24 protein-coding genes are annotated in these 20,096 nt (G+C 61.2%); all 24 read left to right on the top strand.

The genetic code is table 11. The features are described 5' to 3' along the window. The gene (locus AAIL66_RS08675) at positions 1-1,737 is read left to right on the top strand and encodes a terminase TerL endonuclease subunit (RefSeq protein WP_343496487.1); all 1,737 of its coding nucleotides are present in this window, start codon (positions 1-3) and stop codon (positions 1,735-1,737) included. Further along, positions 1,734-2,987: a phage portal protein gene (locus AAIL66_RS08670; RefSeq protein WP_343496486.1), complete on the top strand. Its 1,254-nt coding sequence runs from the start codon at positions 1,734-1,736 to the stop codon at positions 2,985-2,987. Before AAIL66_RS08675 ends, AAIL66_RS08670 begins: the two co-directional genes overlap by 4 nt. Further along, positions 2,987-3,616, top strand: coding sequence for an HK97 family phage prohead protease (locus AAIL66_RS08665; RefSeq protein ID WP_343496485.1), 630 nt, complete (start codon positions 2,987-2,989; stop codon positions 3,614-3,616). The genes AAIL66_RS08670 and AAIL66_RS08665 overlap by 1 nt, the downstream gene beginning before the upstream one ends. Before the next feature lie 3 nt (positions 3,617-3,619). Further along, positions 3,620-5,023, top strand: coding sequence for a phage major capsid protein (locus AAIL66_RS08660; RefSeq protein WP_343496484.1), 1,404 nt, complete (start codon positions 3,620-3,622; stop codon positions 5,021-5,023). A 69-nt stretch (positions 5,024-5,092) separates the two neighbouring features. After that, complete coding sequence (locus AAIL66_RS08655) at positions 5,093-5,476, top strand: hypothetical protein (RefSeq protein ID WP_343496483.1); 384 nt, start codon at positions 5,093-5,095, stop codon at positions 5,474-5,476. A gap of 2 nt (positions 5,477-5,478) precedes the next feature. Continuing rightward, on the top strand, positions 5,479-5,829 hold the full coding sequence (locus AAIL66_RS08650; RefSeq protein WP_343496482.1) for a head-tail connector protein: 351 nt from the start codon (positions 5,479-5,481) through the stop codon (positions 5,827-5,829). 1 nt (position 5,830) lies between these two features. Then, positions 5,831-6,166 carry a phage head closure protein gene (locus AAIL66_RS08645; RefSeq protein WP_343496481.1) on the top strand — a complete coding sequence of 112 codons (336 nt, stop codon included), beginning with the start codon at positions 5,831-5,833 and terminating at the stop codon, positions 6,164-6,166. After that, the gene (locus AAIL66_RS08640) at positions 6,159-6,713 is read left to right on the top strand and encodes an HK97-gp10 family putative phage morphogenesis protein (protein ID WP_343496480.1); all 555 of its coding nucleotides are present in this window, start codon (positions 6,159-6,161) and stop codon (positions 6,711-6,713) included. The genes AAIL66_RS08645 and AAIL66_RS08640 overlap by 8 nt, the downstream gene beginning before the upstream one ends. Then, positions 6,713-7,078 (top strand): hypothetical protein, encoded by a 366-nt coding sequence (locus AAIL66_RS08635; RefSeq protein WP_343496479.1) that lies wholly within the window; start codon positions 6,713-6,715, stop codon positions 7,076-7,078. Before AAIL66_RS08640 ends, AAIL66_RS08635 begins: the two co-directional genes overlap by 1 nt. Before the next feature lie 17 nt (positions 7,079-7,095). Beyond that, complete coding sequence (locus AAIL66_RS08630; protein ID WP_343496478.1) at positions 7,096-7,320, top strand: hypothetical protein; 225 nt, start codon at positions 7,096-7,098, stop codon at positions 7,318-7,320. A 38-nt stretch (positions 7,321-7,358) separates the two neighbouring features. Then, positions 7,359-8,279, top strand: a complete 921-nt coding sequence (locus tag AAIL66_RS08625; RefSeq protein ID WP_343496477.1) for a phage tail tube protein — start codon at positions 7,359-7,361, stop codon at positions 8,277-8,279. 84 nt (positions 8,280-8,363) lie between these two features. Next, a complete protein-coding gene (locus AAIL66_RS08620; RefSeq protein ID WP_343496476.1) occupies positions 8,364-8,681 on the top strand; it encodes a hypothetical protein in 318 nt (105 codons plus the stop codon). Positions 8,682-8,737: 56 nt separating this feature from the next. After that, on the top strand, positions 8,738-9,088 hold the full coding sequence (locus AAIL66_RS08615) for a DUF1799 domain-containing protein (protein WP_343496475.1): 351 nt from the start codon (positions 8,738-8,740) through the stop codon (positions 9,086-9,088). Positions 9,089-9,090: 2 nt separating this feature from the next. After that, entirely contained in the window at positions 9,091-14,454 is a 5,364-nt protein-coding gene (locus AAIL66_RS08610; protein ID WP_343496474.1) for a tape measure protein, read from the top strand. Beyond that, entirely contained in the window at positions 14,432-15,316 is an 885-nt protein-coding gene (locus AAIL66_RS08605) for a hypothetical protein (protein ID WP_343496473.1), read from the top strand. Before AAIL66_RS08610 ends, AAIL66_RS08605 begins: the two co-directional genes overlap by 23 nt. Further along, positions 15,313-15,906 (top strand): hypothetical protein, encoded by a 594-nt coding sequence (locus AAIL66_RS08600; RefSeq protein ID WP_343496472.1) that lies wholly within the window; start codon positions 15,313-15,315, stop codon positions 15,904-15,906. Before AAIL66_RS08605 ends, AAIL66_RS08600 begins: the two co-directional genes overlap by 4 nt. Continuing rightward, on the top strand, positions 15,903-17,069 hold the full coding sequence (locus AAIL66_RS08595; protein ID WP_343496471.1) for a hypothetical protein: 1,167 nt from the start codon (positions 15,903-15,905) through the stop codon (positions 17,067-17,069). Before AAIL66_RS08600 ends, AAIL66_RS08595 begins: the two co-directional genes overlap by 4 nt. Next, positions 17,066-17,611, top strand: a complete 546-nt coding sequence (locus tag AAIL66_RS08590; RefSeq protein ID WP_343496470.1) for a hypothetical protein — start codon at positions 17,066-17,068, stop codon at positions 17,609-17,611. The genes AAIL66_RS08595 and AAIL66_RS08590 overlap by 4 nt, the downstream gene beginning before the upstream one ends. Then, on the top strand, positions 17,611-18,141 hold the full coding sequence (locus AAIL66_RS08585; RefSeq protein ID WP_343496469.1) for a hypothetical protein: 531 nt from the start codon (positions 17,611-17,613) through the stop codon (positions 18,139-18,141). The genes AAIL66_RS08590 and AAIL66_RS08585 overlap by 1 nt, the downstream gene beginning before the upstream one ends. A gap of 64 nt (positions 18,142-18,205) precedes the next feature. Continuing rightward, complete coding sequence (locus tag AAIL66_RS08580) at positions 18,206-18,604, top strand: hypothetical protein (RefSeq protein ID WP_249334112.1); 399 nt, start codon at positions 18,206-18,208, stop codon at positions 18,602-18,604. A 2-nt stretch (positions 18,605-18,606) separates the two neighbouring features. Then, the gene (locus tag AAIL66_RS08575; protein WP_045839860.1) at positions 18,607-18,900 is read left to right on the top strand and encodes a hypothetical protein; all 294 of its coding nucleotides are present in this window, start codon (positions 18,607-18,609) and stop codon (positions 18,898-18,900) included. 3 nt (positions 18,901-18,903) lie between these two features. Then, positions 18,904-19,362, top strand: coding sequence for a D-Ala-D-Ala carboxypeptidase family metallohydrolase (locus AAIL66_RS08570; protein WP_343496468.1), 459 nt, complete (start codon positions 18,904-18,906; stop codon positions 19,360-19,362). After that, the gene (locus tag AAIL66_RS08565; RefSeq protein WP_343496467.1) at positions 19,359-19,754 is read left to right on the top strand and encodes a hypothetical protein; all 396 of its coding nucleotides are present in this window, start codon (positions 19,359-19,361) and stop codon (positions 19,752-19,754) included. Before AAIL66_RS08570 ends, AAIL66_RS08565 begins: the two co-directional genes overlap by 4 nt. Continuing rightward, positions 19,754-20,053 carry a hypothetical protein gene (locus AAIL66_RS08560; protein ID WP_343496466.1) on the top strand — a complete coding sequence of 100 codons (300 nt, stop codon included), beginning with the start codon at positions 19,754-19,756 and terminating at the stop codon, positions 20,051-20,053. Before AAIL66_RS08565 ends, AAIL66_RS08560 begins: the two co-directional genes overlap by 1 nt. The last annotated feature ends 43 nt before the right edge of the window (positions 20,054-20,096 follow it).

Here is a 20,096-nt window from a genome sequence, read left to right as displayed (position 1 = left end):
ATGTCACGCCCTCACGCCGAATACTTTGAACGCTCCAAGGCCTATGCCCAGCGTGTCATTGCCGGCGAGGAGGTTGCGGGCAAGTACGAACGACTGGCCTGCAAGCGCTTCATGCGCGATCTGGAGAACCAAGGCACCGATGATTTTCCGTACGTCATCGACGTTCGCAAAGGCGGGCGTGAGTGCCAGTTTCAGGAGCTGCTCTGCCACATCAAGGGGGAGTGGGCCAAGCCCGTCTATGAAGACGGCATGGTGCGATACGCCAAGATCCATTTAGAGGACTGGCAGATCTTCTGCGAGTTCCAGCTATTCGGCTGGGTGCACAAGGACACTGGCCTGCGCCGCTTTCGTCGCAGCTACGAGGAGATTGCCCGAAAAAACGCGAAGAGCACACGTGCCGCTGGCCGCTGCCTGTTTCTCGCATTTGCCGACGATGAACCCGGCGCGCAGGTCTATAGCGCAGCCACCACAGGGGAGCAAGCCCGCGAAGTCTTCGACACGGCCCGTGAGATGGTGCTGCGCGATAGCGAATTCCGTGAGCGCTTCGGTGTCACGGTCGGCCGTCACGACATCACGTGCCCGACCACTGCAAGCAGCTTCAAGATTCTCAATGCTGAGGCCAGCACCCAGGACGGCTTGAACGTCCACGGCGCAGCAGTCGATGAGGTGCACGCTCACAAGAAGCGCGACCTCTGGGACGTGATCGAGTCCGCTGACGGCGCGCGCAGTCAGCCTCTGATCTCTGCCATCACCACGGCCGGCAAAGACACGGGCGGCATTTGCTTTGAGCTGCGCAGCTACACCATCAAGGTACTGGAAGGCACACATGCTGATGAGACCTGGTTCGGGGTCATCTACACGATTGACGAGGGCGACGATTGGAAAGATTCCAAGGTCTGGCGCAAGGCTAATCCCAATCTGGGCATCAGCGCCAAGCTAGACAAGCTGGAGGCCACGCGCACCAAGGCGCTGGCGACACCCAGCAGCCGGGGAAACTTCCTCACGAAGCATTTGAATGTCTGGACCAACGCCGGCACCAATTGGATGGACATGGAGGCTTGGCATGCCTGTGCCGACCATTCACTGCGCGATACCGACTTCGCAGATGTCGCAACCTGGAACGGGGTAGACCTGGCAGAGAAAAGTGACTTCGCAGCAAACGTGAAGGTATTCCAGCGTGATGGCATATGGAACGTGTGCACACGTCTGTACTACAACGAGGTGGCTGCCAAGGAAAGCAAGACTGCTCAGATGCCAGGCTGGATCGATCAGGGGTGGGTCAAGGTCAGTCCTGGAAATCTGACTGACTTCGACATGATCACGACCGACCTGAAGGCCGACCGGGATCTGCACGACCTGCAGGAAGTGGGATATGACCCCGCGCTTTCCAGCTATTGGGCGAGGCAGTGCATTGATGCTGGTCTGCCTATGGTCGAGATCACCCAGCGCAGCCTGTTCTTCACGCAGCCGCTGCAGGAGATTGAAGCCTTGGTGAAGGCCGGAAAGCTCCGGCACGACGGCAACCCTGTCATGTCGTGGATGGTGAGCAATCTGGTGGTTCTCACCAGCAAATACAACGAGCTGAAAAGCCCGACCAAGAACCGCAGCGAAGACAAGATCGACGGCGCCATCGCAATGCTGATGGCCCTTGGTCGTGCCATGGCGCTTGCGGAACCCGAAACCCGATCTCAGAAGACCAAGGCCTTCTGGGAATCGTTTGCAGAAGAGACGACATGAACCTCATTCGCCGCGCCCTGCTGCAGACTGCAAACTGGGCGCTCAAAGGATCAGACCTCACGCTTACCGACCCCAAGGGCTGGAACGTGCTGGGCGTTGGTCAAACATGGGCCAAGGTCAACGTCAATGACGTGACGCCACTGCAGATCACTGCGGCCTTTTCGGCCATTCGGCTGATCTCTGAAGTTATCGGCGTGCTGCCTTTGCACCTGTATCGCACCACCAAGACCGGGCGCGAAAAGGCCAAAGACGACTACCGCTACGACATGGTGCACAGCCAGCCCAATGAATACATGACCTCGCCCGAATGGATCGAGGCCATGTGCGTCAGCATTGCAACCCAGGGGCAGGCCTACAACTACTGCCCCAGGTTTGAATCAACAGGGCGGATTATCAGTATCCAGCCAGTGCTAAAGAGCAGGGTGCGTCCAGAGGTGCGCCAGGACGGCAGCCTTCTGTATTACCTCTCCATGCGTAACGGGCAGCTTCTGCCGCTCAAGCGCGAACAGATCATGCCTGTGCGCGGGTTTGGCAATGTGGGTGAGCTGGAAGGCTTCGCTCCCCATCGACTGCATGGCAACAGCATGGCGCTCACCATGGCGCTGGACAAATATGCGGCCGAGTTCTTTGGCAGCGGCGGGCGCCCGCAGGGCATCCTGACTACAAAGGCCGAATTTGGCGAGAAGCCCAGAGACCAGATCCGGGCGGGCTTTGCCAAATACCTGCAGGACAGCCGCGAGAAAGGCGAGCTGCCGGTGCTGGACGGGGAAACCCAGTACACGCCGATCAGCACGCCAAATAACGAAGCGCAGTTCCTTGAATCGCGCAAGCATCAGATCGCTGATATGGCCCGCATCTATCGCACGCCTTTGCGCTTCTTGATGGAGGACGACCAGTCCAGCTATGCGAACGATCAGCAGGCCAACAAGCATCTCATCGACTACACCTTCATGCCGTACACCAACCGCATTGAGAAGTCGATGAACAGCTGCTTGCTCACGCCGCAGGAGCGGCGCGACGGCATGTTCTTCGCATTCGACTATCGAGGTCTGTTGCGGGGCGACAGCACTCAGCGCGCCGACTACTACTACAAGCTGCGCCTTGCCGGTGCGATCTCACAAGACGAGATCCGGGCCTGGGAGGACTTGCCTTTGCGCGGCGGCAACTGCGACGACCTGATGGTCCCCATCAACATGGCTCCCAACGGCTTGTTGGAGGACGTACTTCTCAAAAACAAAGGAGGTGCCTGATGGATCACCTGATAGCGCCGATTGAAATCAAGGAAGCCAAGGCTGACGGCAGCTTTACTGGGTATGCGGCAGTCTTCAACAACGTGGATCTCGGGCGGGATGTCATTCTGCCCGGCGCCTTCACAAGTGTGAAGACCACTCGTGATGGCCAGGTGCGTATTGCCATGCACCACAACCTCAACCAACTGGCTGGCAAAGCCAAGTTTGAGCAGGACGAGCACGGGCTGCGTGTGGATGGCCAGCTCACGCTCGGCGTGAGCTATGTCCGCGATGCCTATGAGCTGATGAAGTCCGGCGTATTGGACGGGCTCAGCGTTGGGTTCGACATCCCCTACGGCGGGGCCACTTACGAAGAACGTGGCGGTGACTACGTTCGCATCATCAAGGAAGCCGTTCTGTGGGAGTTCAGCCTGGTTCCCTTCGGCATGAACCCCTCGGCCCTGGTGGATTCCGTGAAAAGCATTCGAGATTTCGAGGCGCAGCTGCGTGGCCTCGGATACAGCCAGCGCGAGGCCAAGGCCTTGGCTGCTGGCGGCTTCAAGTCGCTAGACCACCGCGATGGTGGCCTGGACAGCGAGACGCTGGCAGACGAACTCAAAAACCTCACGCGCAACTTTGACTGGAGTTGAAATATGCAAATTACCCGTAAACATCTGACGGTCGGCTTTATCACCGTCATGGCAATTCTGGCCGTCGCTACCCTGGCCGGAATGCCGCTCATCTCTCATGACGCCTGGGCTGCTTTGGCGGCGGCTGGTGCTATGCCCATGGCTATGACTGGTGAGGTCGGCGGCGATGTGCGCAAGGCACTGGGCGAGCTGACTGATGTGGCCAAGGCCGCAAAAGATGCCGTCGCCGACATGAAGAAGGCACACACCGACTTGGACGGCCGCGTGGAAAAGCTCCACAAAGAAATGCAGGACGGCAAGGCCGATGCAGTGACCAAGGCCGCATTTCAGGACGCGGTCGAAAAGGTCGAAAAGTCCGAAAAGACGCTGGAGCGTCTGAACGACGAGGTGACCGAACTGGCCAAGAAGGCCGCGAATCTGCTGGGCGGTGGCGGTGATCAGCACAAGTCTCTGGGGCAGCTGGCCGCAGCATCCGATGTCTGCAAGAGCTATCGCGGTGGCTCTGTCGAGATCGTTACCATGAATGCCCCGCTGTTTGGTAAGGCAGCCATCACCAGCGCGGCAGCAAGCGCGGGCGCTTTGATTCAGCCTTACCAGGCGGCTTTGGTCATGGGGCCTGAGCAGCCTCTGCTGGTGCGCGATCTGTTCCAGGCCGTGAGCATTGCTACCAATGCCATCGAGTGGGTGCAGGAAAAGCTCTTCACCAACAACGCAGGTCCCCAGAATGGTGAAGGCTCGGCCAAGAACGAGTCGGGCCTGACTTTCGAGAAGAAGACCAGCTCTGTCGAAACGATTGCGCACTGGTTCCCTGCCAGCCGCCAGGTGCTGTCTGATGCGCCGCAGCTGCAGGGTTTGATCGACGGCCGCGGCCGCTATGGCATCAAACTCAACGAAGAGCAGCAGCTGCTGTTCGGTGACGGTCTCAACGGCACACTGTTGGGTTTGGAGCCGCAAGCCACGCCATTCAGCAAGGCGGGCATGCCTGTGGTGGCCGCAGGTGGACCTGCGCATACCTCTATTGATTACCTGCGCTGGGCATTCCTGCAGGTTGCCAAGGCAGGCTATCCGGCCACCTTCGCCACCCTCAGCCTTGACGACTGGGCCATCATCCAGATGATGAAGACCACCGACGGGGCCTACATCTTCGGCACGCCTACGGACGGTGCTGCTCCGCGTATCTGGGGTAAGCAGGTTGTGGAGGCGTACAGCCTGCCCGCAAATAACTTCCTGGCTGGCTCCGGCTTTGCGGCAACGATCTATGACCGTGAAGAGGTCACAGTGCGTGTCCTGGAACAGCATGCCGACTTCGCTGTCAAGAACATGGTCGCCATTCTGATCGAAGAGCGCCTGGGCTTCACGGTGGAGCGTCCCGCCGCTATCGTGTCGGGCGATTTCACTGCTCCCTGATCTGCCGGTTTTCAACCGCAAAGGCCAGCCACTGCAAAGCGGCTGGCCTTTGCCTTTCTGGAGATTGATATGGAATTTGAAATAGCCAAGACATTTATGCGTGGCGGCACACTGCTGCGCCCTGGCGATGACTTGCCTGAAGGCCTGGACAAGATCACGCTTGATCACTACAAGCGCCACGGCATGGTGCGCGAAGTCAAGCCGCAGGAAACCAAGCCTGAAGCCTCGAAACGTCGTGCGGCTACCCAGCGACCGAGAGAAACAAAGCCTGCCGGCCCTGGTGATAACAGCCAGAACGCGGGGCCGGCTGATCTATCGGCGAGCGCTGGTCAGGCTCCCGTTGGCGGCGACGGCCAGCCTGACGCCCCTGTGCATACGTCTGCACAAGACGCGGCAGAGTCTCCCGCTGCAGACCCTGCTGCCGAGTCGGGGCCGGCACAACCCGAGGCTTGATCATGGCAACTCCGCTTGTCACCCTGGCGCAGGCCAAGGCTCATTTGCGAGTTGTCTCTGATCTGGAAGATCCCGACATCCAGCTCAAGCTGAATGCCGCCATCCAGATTGCCGTCGAATACCTTGACCGCGATGTGTTTGCAACGGCGCAGGACCTGGCAGATGCGGAGGCTTCCGGCCAGGCCTTGAAGCCTGACCCGCTGATCGTGACTGACATGGTTCGCGCTGGCATCTTGTTGATGCTTGGTGATCTCTATGCCAATCGTGAAGAAACAGTGACCGGCACCATTGCAACGCAGCTGCCTACTGGTGCTCGCGCGTGCTTGAGGCCCTTGCGGCGTATGGGGTGCTGACATGCAGGCGGGCAAACTCAATGAACGCGTTTCGCTGCAGCGCCTGGAGGTGGGCAAGGGCAGGAGCGGCGGCATCACCCGCACCTGGCTGGACTTCGCGACAGATCTGCCAGCCAGCCGGCGCGACTTCAGCGGCAATGAGCGCAGTGCCACCTCGCAGGGTGGCGAGGTTGCTACAGCTCGCACGGAGTTCATCATTCGCTGGATGCCAGGCGTGAAAGCCACCATGCGGCTGTTGCACGGCGATGAAGTCTTCGACATCAAGCATGTGAACAACTTTGCTGGGCGCCGTGAATCTCTTGTTCTTACTTGTGAAAGCGGTCTGAACAATGGCTAAAACCGAAACCCTCGGCATTGGCGAGATGCGGGCCGAGTTCACGAGAGTGCGCACTGACATGCAAAAGCGTGTTGCGCGCAAGGTGGTGGTGGCCGGCGGGCGCGTGCTCAAGGCCGAGGCGATTGCGATTGCCACGGCCAACGGCTCCAAGGTCTCTGGAGACATGATCAAAAACATCGCCATCAAGCGTGAATCCAAGGCGCCACCAGGCACTGAGCAGATTCACCTGGGTGTGCGTCATGGCCGCGAGCAGACCAAGAAGGTGCGCAACCAGGGTAACAAAACCCTGGCCGTCAACAGCGCGGGCCGTGTCGTCACCCGCCGCGATAACGACCCCTACTACTGGCGCTTTGTGGAGCTGGGTCACAAGATCGTTCCCCGGCGCAGTGCCAGCGGCAGCCGGTCCATTCGCAAGCGTCGCCAGGAGGCGGTTGCCCATGTGGCGCCCAAGCCCTTCATCCAACCTGCTTTGGAGCGCAAGCGCACTCAGGCCATCGACGCCATGGGCAAGGCGGTGGTGCAGGAAGTGCTCAAGGGGGGCAGTTGATGCCGACCATTCACGAAACCATTACTGCTGCCCTGCAGGACGTGCCCAACAGCTGGGCCATCGAGCTGCCGCCCCGGCCCCAGTTCCCTGCGGTGGTCTTCAACGTGGAGACCAACCCCGAGGACGCTTGGTGCATGGGCGGTGGCTACGACCAGCACACGGTCCAGATCGTGGCCCTGGCCGACACGTTGGAGGAACTGGATGCTTTGATCCCGACCTCGCCCGCAACCGGCCCGATCCGCGCCGCTATGGAAGCCCTGGACTGCTTCCAGTACGAGGACTCTAGCGGCGATGCCGTCTATGAGCCCGACCCTAAGAAGTATGGGCGCCACGTCACGGTGGTGCTGCGTACACCTCGCTACTGAAACTCTCTCACATCACCATGACCACTAAAGAAAAGACTGCGCCCAAGGCTGCGCAGGTTGTGCACACGTCTGCACAAACCAAGCCCGAGAAGCCCGCCGAGCACAAACCTAGTGCACCGCTTCCCGTGGATGAGTTCCACGGCAAAGCCGGTTGCTTTGTGCGTGACCCAGTTACAGGCGAGCGCAAGCCCGATCCGGCGGCCGAAGTGCAGGCGCCTGCCGCCGAGCCCTCGGCTGAATGATTCAACTGAAGAAAGGTTAGATCACCATGGCAAAGTCTATGAAAAAGATGCTGCTGCTGGCGGCCGTGCAGACGGTGGTGGGCACGGCAGTGGTTCCCACTGCTGCAGCCAATGCCGTTCTGGTGCGCGGCTTCACCCCCGAGCCCATTGCTGCAGAGCAAGTCTCCCGCGAGCTGATCCGTCCCTACAAGGGCAACAGCGGCAAGCTCACGGTGGGCGAGCACCGCAAATTCAGCTTTGAAGTGGAGCTGGCCGGAAGCGGTGCCGTCGGCACGGTGCCGGCCTGGGCACCGATCCTCATGGCATGCGGCTTCTCGCAGACCATCACGGCTGGCACGGACGTGCGCTATTCGCCCGTGAGCGATGGCGAGCCCGTCATGACCATGTACGGTTATGTGGACGGCACGCTCTTCAAGATGGAGGATGCGCGCGGCACGGTCACCTTTGAGCTGAACGCCAAGGGCATCCCCGTGATGAAGTTCGAGTTCTTGGGCACTTACTCCCCGGCCTCCGAGGTGGCGATGCCCACGGGCGTGGACTACACCAAGTTCAAGCAACCGTTCACGGTGGGCAAGAAGAACACACCCACGCTGGAGATCCACGGGCATGCAGCCTGCACCAGCGCATTCAGCATCAACTGGGCCAACCAACTGGCCTGGCGCGAGCTGATCAACTGCGCGGGCCCTTCCAGCGCCGACCGTCAGCCTACGGGCTCCATCACCATGGAGTTCCCCAAGGTCACCACCAAGGACTGGGCAGAGGTCGTGCGCACCAGCACGGGCGGCCCGCTCAACATCGTGCACGGCACTACGGCCGGCAACATCGTGGAGCTGCAGATGCCGTCCATCCAGCCTGGCCCGTTCACCCTGCAGGACGATGCATCCAACGTGATGATGACCATGCCTTTCGACGTCAACCCAGTGGTGGGCAATGACGAGCTGGTGGTCATCGTCCGCTGACCGCTCCCACTTTCAACAACCCCGACAAGGGCCGCAACTGCTGCGGCCCTTTTTCTTTTCTCGTTTGATTTCAGGAGATACCCCATGTTTGACCTGGCCCGCAAGGAAACCTTCAAGGAAAAAGTCACCGTCCAAGTCAAGACCGACAGCGGCTGGCGTGAAGAGCACTTCATCGGCATCTTCAAGCGCGTGGACGATGACCGTCAGCGCGAACTCGCCAGCATGACCTTCAAGGACGTGGTGGACGAGGTGCTGGTCGGCTGGGAAATGGAGGACCTGCAGCGCAAGCCGGTCGAATTCACTCCCGATAACCTGATGGCCTTGAAGGCCCTGCCTGGTGCAGCACGTGAAGTCGTGCTGGCCTTCATGAGTGCCAACAGCGGCGCCAAGCAAAAAAACTGATCGAGGCCGCGCGCTGGTGGGCCGGGATTCGTCAGGTCCAGCCCGACCCCTGGGCGGTGGATGAATCGGTCCTGGAGGCCATGCGGGCCTTTGGCGCACCCGCTGAGGACATCGAGCGCGCGGCCCAGCTTGTCGAGGATGGCAGCAAAGCCGCTGAGCACGCAGCCTTTGAAGTCCATCACGACAACCTGCGCAGCGTGCGCGCCTGGCTGGGCATCAGTACCCAATGGCAGTTTGCCGGCATGGCCGGTGTGCGGGTCGGTCTGAACTACGCCGGCGTGCTGGCCTGGCTGCAGATCCACGTGCGGCCCCGTCTTCGGCGTGCGGTCATGAGTGATATCGAACTAATGGAGCGCGCTGCCCTGCAGGCGCTCAACGAGATCCGCGAGGCGGAAGAGCAGGAGTAGCTATGTCGGCACTGGGTTCGCTGGTCGTCAAGCTCGCGCTGGAGTATGCCCAGTTCACGCAAGGGCTCAACAAGAGCGAGCAGCAGGCGCTGGCCTCTGCCAAGCGCATTCAGGATTCTGTTGATTCTGTGCGCACCACAGCAGGCAATCTTTTCAAAACGCTGGCTGCAGGTATCACAGTGGCCGGGACTGTCAACAAGCTGGTTTCCGTGCAGCGCGAGTTTGACGTGCTCAATAGCTCGCTCGTCACGGTGACAGGCAGCTCGGCTGCAGCGCAGCGTGAAATGGGGTGGCTCAAGGACTTTGCCAAGGACACCCCCTATGGTCTGGCACAAGCCACAGAGGCCTTTGTCAAGATGAAGGCTCTGGGGTTGAATCCAACCCGAGAATCCCTGACCAGCTTTGGCAACACGGCCTCAGCCATGGGCAAGGATCTGCTGCAGATGATCGAGGCAGTGGCTGATGCATCGTCTGGAGAGTTTGAACGCCTGAAGGAATTTGGCGTCAAGTCCTCGCAAGAGGGCGAGAACGTCAAGTTCACGTTTCAGGGCGTGACAACGACGGTGCGCAAAAGCTCCGAGGAAATCACGGCATACCTAGAGGCCATCGGCAATAACCAGTTTGCCTCAGCTATGGCTGAGCGAGCTCAGACGCTGGACGGTGCTATTGCTGCTTTGGGTGATACCTGGGATGAACTGTTTCGCACAGTCAACCAGAACAATACTGGCGGCTTCATCTATGAGAGCGTCACGCTCGCTTCCACAGCCCTGGAGAATCTCAACACTATCCTGCAGGCTACGAATGAGGTAGCCACTGAGGGAGCCTCTGCGAGCGGTGCCTTCAAAACTGTGCAGGATGGTCTGGCCGTTGCGTTTGAGACGGTCGCAGTGCTGGGTACCAACGTCAAGTATGTGTTGAAGGGCGTTGGCACGGAGCTTGGCGGCTTGGCTGCACAGGCTGCAGCCATAGCGCGTGGTGACTTTGCGGGCGCAGCAGAGATCCATCGGCAGATGGTGTCTGATGCTCAGGCGGCCCGCATTGCTGTTGATGCACAGACTGAGGCCATTTTGTCGGCACGTCAGCGTGCTGCCAGCGCAGCAGCCAACAAGCCCTCGGCAGGAAGCGATCTGGCGGCATTGGCTAACAGCGTGAATGGCTACAAGGCGCTCACAGTAACCGATGATGCGCTGAAAGGGCTGGCAGATGGCTTGCTCAAGTCCTCATCCGGCTTCAAGTCATCGGCAGAGTCCATGGCTGAAGTGCGCAAAAAAGGCGATGAAATCAATGCCATGCTCAAGCGTCTGCGGGCGCAGGGCCTGGGCGACTCGCCAGAAGCGCAGAAGTTGGAGGCCCGCCTGCAGGGGGTGGGTGAAAAGCTCAAGTCTATGGATGAGGGCGCAAAAGGCTCTGCGCAATCAGCCAAGCAGTTGCAAACCTCCTATGCAGGCACCCTGAAGACGCTTGACGACAAGATTGCAGCGCAGAAGCTGGAGCTGAGCACGGGCGATGCACTGACCGAGTCCGCCAAGTTGCGCCTAAAGGTTGAGCAGGATCTGAAGAGCTCACTGTCGGGATTGTCTCAGGCCCAGCGTGAAGTGGTGCAGGCCCGCCTCAACAGTATCGAGTCGTTGGAGCAGGAGCTAGAGCTACAGCGGCAACAGGTCAAAGCGCTGGAAGAGGAGAGGGCATATCGGCAGCAGTGGTGGGGCGACCAGGCCAAGACCGTAGATGAACTCAATGCTGGTAACAAGTCTCTGCGCGAAGAGATCGAGCTGATCGGTCTCAATGCGGTTCAGCAGGCCAATGTGTTGCGCTTGCGAGCGCAATCCGTGCTGCTCACCAAGGAGCAACAGCTTGCCGAGATGGAGCGAGCAGCGCAACTGACAGGGACGATGACTCGTGAGCAGGCCTCTTTGCAGCAGGAGATCGAGCTGTTGCGTGAGCGCATGGTGCTGATGGGCACGCGAGAATCCCGTGAGGCATCGGCGCAAGCTGCACAGGCCAGCGTGCAAGAGTGGCAGACAGGCGTGAATCAAATCAGTCAAAGCTTGACTGACCAGCTGATGGATGGAGGGAGAACATTCGGTGAATACCTAGAGAACCTGGGGCGCACACTGGTCTTCCGTCCGGTGATCCAGACCATTGCGCAGCCCGTGGGCTCATCGGTTACCTCTATTCTGGGGCTTGGTCCTCAGACAGCAGGAGCCAATGGTGCAGCCGGTATGTTGGGGGGCGTCAATAGCCTTTCTTCCTTGTACAGCGCTGTGAGCGGTGGATTGGTTTCGTCTGTCGGCGGCGCAATTGGCACGCTGGGCACGATGTTGGGCTCCAATGCTTTGACCAGCTTTGCTGCCGGCATGAAGGGCGCCAGCCTTGCTGCAGGCCTTGCGGGGCCAACAACGGCGGGCGCTTCTGGTGCGGTGGGGCTGGGGGCTACTGTTGCTTCGGCCTTGCCTTGGGTTGCTGGTGGCTTGGCTGTGCTCAGCCTGGCTGGTGGGCTCAAAGGAATCTTTGGCGGCAAGGTCACTAAGCGAGGCGAGGGCATCGACGGTCAGCTGGGGGGCGATCTTCGGGCTTATGCTGACTACAAGAAGTCGGGCGGCTGGTTTGGCTCCAATAAGTATTGGACCGACTATGGTGCGATGGAGGGCAATGCCCAGATCCAGGCCACTTTCGCGGCCCTGCAGACCAGCATCACGCAGCAGGCAAAGGCGCTTGGCGTCTCTGCCGATGCCGTTGCCACCTACACCCGCAAGATCCGCTTCTCCACCGAGGGGCTGTCTGGCGACCAGGTGGCAGCGCGTCTGCAAGAGGAAATGGCTGCGGCTGGCGATGAAATGGCCGCCCTGGTGCTGGGTACAGCCCAGTACACCAAGGCCGGCGAGACGGCCACCGCAACACTGCAGCGCCTCACTGGTAGCCTGGGCGTGGTCAATACCACGCTGGAGGTCACACGGGGCAAGCTGTTTGATGTGGGCCTGGCTGGTGCGAGCATGGCCAGCGACCTGGTGGACCGCTTCGGCGGCCTGGATGCCTATATCTCTGCCAGCGAGGCCTATTACCAGGCCTACTACACGCAGGCCGAGCGGGCGAACCAGAGCACCGACGCAATGCGCAAGCAGCTGGAGGCCCTGGGCCTGACGCTGCCGCAGTCGCGCGAGCAGTTCCGTCAGCTGGTGGGCAGCCTGGATCTGACTACGGCCAGCGGCCGCGAGGCCTATGCCACGCTGATCAAGATGGCGCCCCAGTTCGATGAGACGGCCACCATGCTGGACGAGCTGGCCCGTGCTGCTGCGGCCGATCTGATCGCCACCTACACCAAGGCGGCGGCAGTGGCGCCGGGCATGAAGATCGCGCAGGACGCCATGGCGGCCGTGGTCACGCAGTCGGATCGGTTTGCAGGCAGTGTCTCCATCATCAACAAAATCCTGGGGGACTCCTCCAGCGGTGTGCTGGTGTTCGGGGACCGTGTGCAGACCGTGACCTCGGCGCTCGACCCTGCGCAGCTTGCTGTGCAGCGCTTGCGTGCCGAGATCATGGACATGCAGGCTTCGGCATCCGGGACGGTGGTGGACATCGACGGGCTGGCCAAGGCGCTGGATGGGGTAGACGTTCGCACGTTCTCTGCCACGGTGGTGGGCGTGTTCGACCTGATCGCCAACCGCATACGCAGCAATCTGGCAGACATTGCCAGCGAGCGCGAGGCGGTGCGTGAGGCGGCCATCAGCATCATCGCGCCGCGCGTCATGACGCCGGCGCAGATCCGCGAGCAGGTCAAGGCGCAAACCGTGGCCTTGCCCAATCAGAACGGCATCGCGTCCGCGCAGGCGGCGCTGGCCAAGGCTGATACCTTGGTCAAGCAGCGCGAGGCTGAATGGTCTGCGGCCGTTGCCAACAACGCCAACCGCTCACCAGGTCTGTACAACTCTGCGGCCCAACTGGAGGCGCAGCGCGGCAACGCGGCGCGCAACCTGGTGGCTACCTATCTGCGCTTTGGCAAAGTGCAGGATGGGGTTTGGGGCGAGTCAATGTCTGGCGGCTTGGCAGGCCTTGCGACCTACAACGACACGCAGGCCAACATGCTGGCCAAGATGCAGAACCTGCCTACGGCCGAGATCCAGGCCTTTGCGGACCAGCTCACAAGGCTGGGCAAGTCGGGCCTGAGTGACGGCTACAGCAGCACCGCCACCTACCTGCAGATGATGGAGTCGTACAAGGCGGCAACAGCCAATGAAGCAGCCAACCAGGCCAAGGCGGCAGGCTTGCGAGAGCAGGCTGCAGCACTGGCGGCCAAGGCCACCACGGCAGAGCAGGCACTCGCGGCAGCGCGGGCACAGCAATCTGCCGCGACCGGCAACGCTCAAAAGGCGCAGCTGGACTATGTGGCGGCCCTGCAGAAGTACAGCATGGACAGCGGCAAGGCCGTCTCCAACCTCAGCAAGCTGCGGGAAGAGACGGTGGCCTGGTATCAAAGCCAGGCTCAACTGGCCCAGACCATGGGCGACAGCGCTGCAGGCCTGCGCCAAACCGTGGCCGATGTGCGCTTCAGCATGCTGGACACGCCGGCTCAGTTTGCCAACCTGCAGGAGCGCTTCAACGTCGCCTACAGCATGGCCATGTCCACCTCCGGGGAGACGTTGGCCGGCTACGGCAATGAGCTGAATTCGCTGCTCAACCCACTGCTGCAGAAGGCGCAGGAGGCGGGGCTATCCAGCTCCGAATACAGCAGCCTGGTGCAAACCATGCTGGCCCGTGCCGAGGCTGTGGCCAACCGCCTGGACAAGGAGGCGCCCAAGAACTACCAGGAAGAAAGCCTGGGCCTGCTGGGCCAGATCGACAGCACGCTGGCCGCCCTGGAGGCCGGTGCCAAAAGCACCGAGCAGCTGATGGTGGAGGCCATCAAGGCGGGCACGGATACCACGCGGGATGGCCTGCGGGCCGTGATCGCGGTGTTGCGCGGTCAGGCGGTTCCTGCATTTGCCGAGGGTGGTTTGCACGCCGGCGGCCTGCGTCTCGTGGGTGAGCGCGGCCGCGAGCTGGAAGTGACCGGGGCGGCCCGGTACTACAGCGCCGAGCAGACCGCCCGCCTGCTGGCCGGGGCTCAGCCGCCCGTGGTTGCTCAGCTGATGCAAAGCCCTGGTGTGGATCTGCGGCCGCTGGTCGACGAGATGCAGCAGCAGCGGCGCGATTTCACTGGGCTGCTGCAAAAGGTGGCCGCTGCTGCGGAGGCAGGCGCTGTCAATACAGGTCGACTGCAGCGCAACGTCGACCGCATCACTGTGGAGGGAATGCCTGTGCGCAATGTTGAAAACGAGCACCTGGTGGTGCAGGTGGAGGCTGCTGATGCTGCTGATCCGGCCAACTAAGCTCACGCCGGCCATGGTGACGGCCAGTAGTGCAGGGGCTGCGGACCCCGACTACTCGGCCACCGTCAGCTATGCGCTCAACAGTCGGGTGTATTTGCCAGCGAATGGGAAGACCTACGAATGCGTGCAGGGCCCTGCGCTGGGCAAGTACCCGCCGACTGAGCCGCTGTACTGGAAACTGGCAGCGCCGTCTAACCGTTGGTCCATGTTCGATGGGGAGCCCAGCACCTCGACTGTGACGACCGGAGACCTCACCACCACGGTGGTTGTTCCTGGCCGTATCAATGCGGTCGCGCTGTTTGGCCTGGTGGGCTCACGCCTGCAGATCACGCAACGCAGCGCCGCCAACACGGTGCTGGCGACCTTTGACAAGCAGCTGATCCGACCGCCTGCCAGCTGGTACGAGTATTTCTACCGCACCAGCGAGCAGATCCCCGATGCTGTGTTTACCGGCCTGGTGCCATCCACTGGCTCCAGGCTGGAGATCACCATCAAGGGGCCGGCGGCATGCGCTGCCATTGTGGTGGGCAATCAGTTTGACCTGGGCAACGCCAAGCTGGGGGCCAGCACTTCAATCGTTGACTACAGCAAGAAGGCCACCAGCGCAGACGGTGTGCAGACCTTTGAGCCAGGGCGCTTCAGCCGCCGCATGTCGGTGGTCCTGGAGCAGCCCGGTGAACGTTATCCATCTGTGCAGCGCGAGCTAGAAAAGGTGCGTGCTACGCCATGCGTCTGGCTGGGCGTGCCTGACGTAGAGCGCTACAGCCCCATGACGATCTATGGCTTCTACCGGGATTTTTCCCTGGAGGTCGCCTATTCGACGACGAACCTGTGTTCCCTGGAAATTGAAAGTCTCACATGACGCTGATTCCACAACTACCGCCACCGCCACAGTCCACGGACCCGGTGAACTTCGACCCGAGAGCGGATGCCTTTCTGTTGGCCTTGGTGGCTTTTGCAGAGGCTGCAAACCTGCAGGCTGCGGAAAACAACCAGTTCAACCTGAGCACGATTGCAGCAGCTGCTGCGGCGGCATTGTCGGCCGCCAGTGCGAAGAATGCCTCTGACCTGGTTGTGGCCAGCGCTGCGGCCGCACGTTGGGACGCCACGGTCACATACGCTGCAGGCAATCAGGCATGGAGCCCCATTAGCGGGCTCATCTATCGCCGCCTGGTCGCAGGCAGGACCACCGCCGACCCCAGCACGGACACGGTGAACTGGACCGAGGTCATGAACCTGCCTGTGGGCACGGGGCCAGATCAAGTCCCAGCGGGCCAGCACCTGGGCCAGCTCGCCTTCTTAGATGCCCTGTCCACCACTGTCGTCAGCCGCCATGTGCGCGACAGCAGGCCAGGCGATATCTGGCGCGAGTACGTCAGCGACACCACCACCACCATCAAGTTTCACGGCTTCGACGGAGTTATCCGCAGCCGCTCGGAGAGCTGGACATGAGCGTGATTGAAAACTATCCGGCCCTGCGGCCGTCCCTGCTTCTGGACTTTGCCAACAGCGGCCGCGTGCATCCATTGATCCAATGCACCCGGGCGAGCACTGCCACATGCATTGGTCCTGACGGCAAACTACGTACGCTGGCTGCCAACGTCCCGCGCATCCATCACGATTTGAACGGGAAGTGCCTGGGTCTGCTGATTGAGGAGTCCAGGACCAATGTATTGACCTATGCCACCGATATGGCTCAAGGCTGGACAAAGGGCTCTGCTGCGCAGTGGAGCACTACGACCGGCTTTCTGAGCAGCGGAAGTCATGGGCGGGTGCTGGGTCTGCGCAACTTCACTATCTCACCCGATGCGGCCAGTCTCTATAACACTTCGGTGCCTGTAACTGCTGGCGCGCGTCATGTGTTTTCGATATACGCGAGACTGCTTCCGGACTCGCCGTCCAATCGCGTCATCTTTCGTGTGCGGCAGTCTGATGGCAACAATATCTACTCGTCGCCACTGATATTGACTGACCGTTGGACTCGTTACAGCTTTGCGTTGACTATCGGTGAGGGGATTACGTTCGCGGCTGCCATTTTCGGAACGCCTGGAGACACTGACATCGTCAACTGCGAGTTTGCATGTGGACAGTTCGAGCAGGGTGAGTTCGCAACGACATTTATACCGACAGTCAACGCGGCGGTGACTCGTGCTGCAGACCTGCTAAGCATTGACTACACGCTTCCCTCAATCGGTGCTGTTGTTGCCTCGATCGCAGGCCTGGCAACGGCTAACACTGCCAATGCATATCTGTGGACCGCCCTCAATCCTGCAGATACCGGTGCAGATCACGCTTACGCCTTTTTTTCGGGCGCCAACAATCGCACAAGCTGGTGGGTCAACAAAGGCGGAGTCGGCCAGTCTGGTGGGAACGTCACGGGACGGCCACTCAATGTGGGATTGAGCTTTGATGCGATTGCCAAGACTGCGGCATTAGCTGCGGGCTCTCTCATTGCGCAAGATACTTCACGCCCACGGGACTTCCCTGTGAATCTCTCGCAGATACGTTTGGGGCGCAGTGTGGTTAACAACGGGTTTTTGGGTGGCTGTCTCTCGCGTCTTGCTATCTACAGCGGTCAGATCACCGATGCACAACTTAAAAGGCTCACAGCATGATGATTTACCTGCGGTTTGAGGATGAAGCGGCAGGGCGTCATGCCCTTGCCCCCTGGGCGGTAGACGGCTTTCTACCCGCGTACATCGGTGCAGTGGCTGTTGATGTAGTGGGGCTCGTTCAGCGCCCAACTGGCAACGTTATCCATGGCCCGGAGGGCGATGTGGCCGAGATGGCGGCCGTTCCCGGATGGCACGTCAACCTATCCGAGCGTGTGCCCGAGTTGCAGCAATACGAGATTGATGCACCTGCAACGCCGGACCGTGTGTTTGCCGGCAGTGATGACGTGGCGCCCCCGCGTGTTCCTGCCCGCGTAACCCGCCGCCAAGCGCGCCAGGCCTTGGCGCTGGCCGGATTGTTCGCTGCAGTCCAACCGGCGATTGATGCCATCCCAGATCCACAGCAGCGGCAGCTCGCCCAGATCGAATGGGATGACAGCCAGGACTTTGAGCGCGAGCGACCGCTGCTCATCGAGCTGGGCCACGCCATCGGCCTGGATGACGCCGGCATTGATGAGCTGTTCATTCAAGCAGGAGCCCTGTGATGCTGGTTGCGAGCTACAAGGTAACGCGGCCAGGCCTGCAGGGCCTGTTCAATCGCATCATCCGTTTGCGCCTGCGGGCGCCGTACAGCCATTCAGAGGTGGTGTTTGAGCCGAGCGATGGAGTGGGCCAGCTCATGCCTGATGGCACTGCAGCCTATGGCCAGGACGGTTCTTTGTGGTGTGCCAGCAGCGTGGCTGCCGAGGCGCTGCCGGCGTTCTCCCCGCGCCGGCCTGGCAAGAAGGGCGGCGTCCGCTTCAAGCGCGTGGTGCTGGACCCTGACCATTGGGACATCGTCAAGGTCGATTGCGACCCGCTTGCGGCTGCTCAATGGTTCAAGGCCCATGAGGGCGAGCTATACGACTGGCAGCTCATCCTGGGCTTTGTGTCCTGGGTGATCCCTCAGAAGTCCCAGCGCTGGACCTGCAGCGAGTCAGCGGCCGCAGCGTTGGGCATTGCTGAGGAGGAGGCCTGGCGCTTTGATCCCGTGAACCTGCACGCTGCATCCCAGACCTGGCTGCACACCCGTTGACTCCAATTCAAACCCACCGAGCCCGCCCTGTGCGGGTTTTTTTCTGCCCGAGGGAGGGCATCAGATGGCAGAACCTTCATCGACCGCGACGGCAGTGACCCTCGTCGGCACCGCCGTCTCCACGCAAGCGCTCACGGCATTCGGTGTGCCGCTGGGTCTGCGTGCTGACGTGCTGCTCGCCGGCTTTTTGGGCAGCCTGATCGCAATCATCTTGTTGAACACCGTGCCAGGCAGCAGCGACACATGGCGGGACATGGTGCGCCTGGCTATGCGTCGCATGGCCGTGGCCTGGGCCAGCTCCATCACGGCGGGTTACCTCACGCCTCTGGTGCTGCTGGTGGCCATCGTTCCCGAGACCGTCCTGCTGCCCATGGCTTGCCTGGTGGGCGCGGGCGCGCAGAGCTTTTTGCGGGCACTCATTGGCAAGTACCTGCCAAAGCCTGACCAGGCGGAAGGGGGCTGACCATGTTTTATCCCGTGATCACTTTGCTCAGCGTGCTGCACTGGCTCTGCGGCCTGGTCGTCGTGGCCGAGGCGCTCAACAAGCTGGAGCGCACTGCGCCCTGCATGCCGGGGCTTGCCCCTCGCACTCGCCTGGTGGCCTGGCTCAAGGCCATCGCCTGGGCGCTGCTCGCTCTGGGTGGTGCTGGCGCCCTGGTGGCGCCATGGCTGCGGCCCACACCACCAACCCTTGCCGATGTCTGCGTCATCGCAGGCTTCACTTTTCTCATCATTCGCACCCGTTTTAAGGAGGGTTGATCCATGAAGTTGACAGAACATTTCACCTTGGCCGAGTTGGTGGCCAGTAGCACCGCACGCAAGCTCGGGCTGGACAACACCCCGACCGCTGATGCCCTGCAGCAACTGCACCGCACGGCCCAGATGCTGGAGCGCGTGCGCACATTCCTCGGCGGCAAGGCCGTCATCGTCACCAGTGGCTATCGCAATCGCCAAGTCAATGCGGCTGTCGGTGGTGTCACATCGAGCGACCACGCGCAGGGCATGGCAGCCGATGTGAAGATCCCGGCATACGGCACGCCCTATGAGGTGGCCAAGGCTCTGGCACCGCAGATCAGTGTGCTGGGCATCGGGCAGATCATCTACGAGAGCGTGGGCGGCGCTCAGTGGGTACACCTGTCCACCCGCATCCCCCTGCAGGCGGTCAACCGCGTGATCACGGTCGACGGCAAAACCACTATGGTGGGGATTCAGTCGGTATGACGGCCGCAGCAAAAGCTGCGGCAGCGCTTGCCCTGGCGCTGCTGTTGAGCTTAGCGGGCAATGTGGGCCTGGCCTGGATGTACGTGGGGCAGCGCGACAATGCAGCCCTGGCCAGATCCGATGCCGATCATGCGGCCGATAAGGAATCGCTGGCGCGCGAGAGTGCAAACGTGTGCACAAAGGCGGTCGATGCATTGCTGCTGGCCGGTGAAGGCCTCAAGCAGGAGCGCGATCAGGCCCGTGTGCAAGCCGCTGCTGTGGCTGCTGGCCACAAGGCCCGCTCGGACAAGATCCTGAGCACGCCGGCCGCTGTGCCAGGTGACGCATGCGCAAGCGCACAGGCCCGAGTGGCTGAGCTGCTGGCGTCCCGGAAGCCTGGAGAAGGCCAGTGATGCGCTGTCTACCCCTACTCTCGGCTGCGCTGGCGGCCGCTGTCCTCCTGGCTGGTTGCGGTGCGACGCCGCCGGCGAGGGTCGAGATCCAGCAGGTCAAGGTCGCTGTGCCGGTGCCCTGCGATGAGCCCGAGCCTGAGCGACCCAATATGCCGACCGAGCACCTGCCTGGCGACGCTGATGTGGATATGTATGTCCAAGCTGCCGGCGCCGAGATTGAGCGCCGGAAGGGCTATGAGATCCTGCTGCGGACGGCCCTGGCCAACTGCAAGCAGCCGCTCAAGTCCGTGGAAAAATGAAAGCCTCCCCTGGTGCTTCGGCACTGGGGGAGGCTTTTTTTTG

Origin of the sequence: Comamonas sp. F1-6 (assembly GCF_039581415.1) — a bacterium.
Lineage (GTDB): Bacteria > Pseudomonadota > Gammaproteobacteria > Burkholderiales > Burkholderiaceae_C > Comamonas > Comamonas thiooxydans.
The sequence above is the reverse complement of the archived record's forward strand: the minus strand, read 5'-3'. Positions and strand labels throughout refer to the sequence as shown.

What these genes read in the sequence shown, in the direction of transcription:
- AAIL66_RS08635 (WP_343496479.1), top strand. Translation starts at nt 6,713, where the DNA reads ATGCCGACCATTCACGAAACCATTACTGCTGCCCTGCAGGACGTGCCC.
- AAIL66_RS08630 (WP_343496478.1), top strand. Translation starts at nt 7,096, where the DNA reads ATGACCACTAAAGAAAAGACTGCGCCCAAGGCTGCGCAGGTTGTGCAC.
- AAIL66_RS08585 (WP_343496469.1), top strand. Translation starts at nt 17,611, where the DNA reads ATGCTGGTTGCGAGCTACAAGGTAACGCGGCCAGGCCTGCAGGGCCTG.
- AAIL66_RS08560 (WP_343496466.1), top strand. Translation starts at nt 19,754, where the DNA reads ATGCGCTGTCTACCCCTACTCTCGGCTGCGCTGGCGGCCGCTGTCCTC.
- AAIL66_RS08605 (WP_343496473.1), top strand. Translation starts at nt 14,432, where the DNA reads ATGCTGCTGATCCGGCCAACTAAGCTCACGCCGGCCATGGTGACGGCC.
- AAIL66_RS08570 (WP_343496468.1), top strand. Translation starts at nt 18,904, where the DNA reads ATGAAGTTGACAGAACATTTCACCTTGGCCGAGTTGGTGGCCAGTAGC.
- AAIL66_RS08625 (WP_343496477.1), top strand. Translation starts at nt 7,359, where the DNA reads ATGAAAAAGATGCTGCTGCTGGCGGCCGTGCAGACGGTGGTGGGCACG.
- AAIL66_RS08670 (WP_343496486.1), top strand. Translation starts at nt 1,734, where the DNA reads ATGAACCTCATTCGCCGCGCCCTGCTGCAGACTGCAAACTGGGCGCTC.
- AAIL66_RS08665 (WP_343496485.1), top strand. Translation starts at nt 2,987, where the DNA reads ATGGATCACCTGATAGCGCCGATTGAAATCAAGGAAGCCAAGGCTGAC.
- AAIL66_RS08575 (WP_045839860.1), top strand. Translation starts at nt 18,607, where the DNA reads ATGTTTTATCCCGTGATCACTTTGCTCAGCGTGCTGCACTGGCTCTGC.
- AAIL66_RS08600 (WP_343496472.1), top strand. Translation starts at nt 15,313, where the DNA reads ATGACGCTGATTCCACAACTACCGCCACCGCCACAGTCCACGGACCCG.
- AAIL66_RS08650 (WP_343496482.1), top strand. Translation starts at nt 5,479, where the DNA reads ATGGCAACTCCGCTTGTCACCCTGGCGCAGGCCAAGGCTCATTTGCGA.
- AAIL66_RS08675 (WP_343496487.1), top strand. Translation starts at nt 1, where the DNA reads ATGTCACGCCCTCACGCCGAATACTTTGAACGCTCCAAGGCCTATGCC.
- AAIL66_RS08645 (WP_343496481.1), top strand. Translation starts at nt 5,831, where the DNA reads ATGCAGGCGGGCAAACTCAATGAACGCGTTTCGCTGCAGCGCCTGGAG.
- AAIL66_RS08595 (WP_343496471.1), top strand. Translation starts at nt 15,903, where the DNA reads ATGAGCGTGATTGAAAACTATCCGGCCCTGCGGCCGTCCCTGCTTCTG.
- AAIL66_RS08610 (WP_343496474.1), top strand. Translation starts at nt 9,091, where the DNA reads ATGTCGGCACTGGGTTCGCTGGTCGTCAAGCTCGCGCTGGAGTATGCC.
- AAIL66_RS08620 (WP_343496476.1), top strand. Translation starts at nt 8,364, where the DNA reads ATGTTTGACCTGGCCCGCAAGGAAACCTTCAAGGAAAAAGTCACCGTC.
- AAIL66_RS08590 (WP_343496470.1), top strand. Translation starts at nt 17,066, where the DNA reads ATGATGATTTACCTGCGGTTTGAGGATGAAGCGGCAGGGCGTCATGCC.
- AAIL66_RS08640 (WP_343496480.1), top strand. Translation starts at nt 6,159, where the DNA reads ATGGCTAAAACCGAAACCCTCGGCATTGGCGAGATGCGGGCCGAGTTC.
- AAIL66_RS08655 (WP_343496483.1), top strand. Translation starts at nt 5,093, where the DNA reads ATGGAATTTGAAATAGCCAAGACATTTATGCGTGGCGGCACACTGCTG.
- AAIL66_RS08660 (WP_343496484.1), top strand. Translation starts at nt 3,620, where the DNA reads ATGCAAATTACCCGTAAACATCTGACGGTCGGCTTTATCACCGTCATG.
- AAIL66_RS08580 (WP_249334112.1), top strand. Translation starts at nt 18,206, where the DNA reads ATGGCAGAACCTTCATCGACCGCGACGGCAGTGACCCTCGTCGGCACC.
- AAIL66_RS08565 (WP_343496467.1), top strand. Translation starts at nt 19,359, where the DNA reads ATGACGGCCGCAGCAAAAGCTGCGGCAGCGCTTGCCCTGGCGCTGCTG.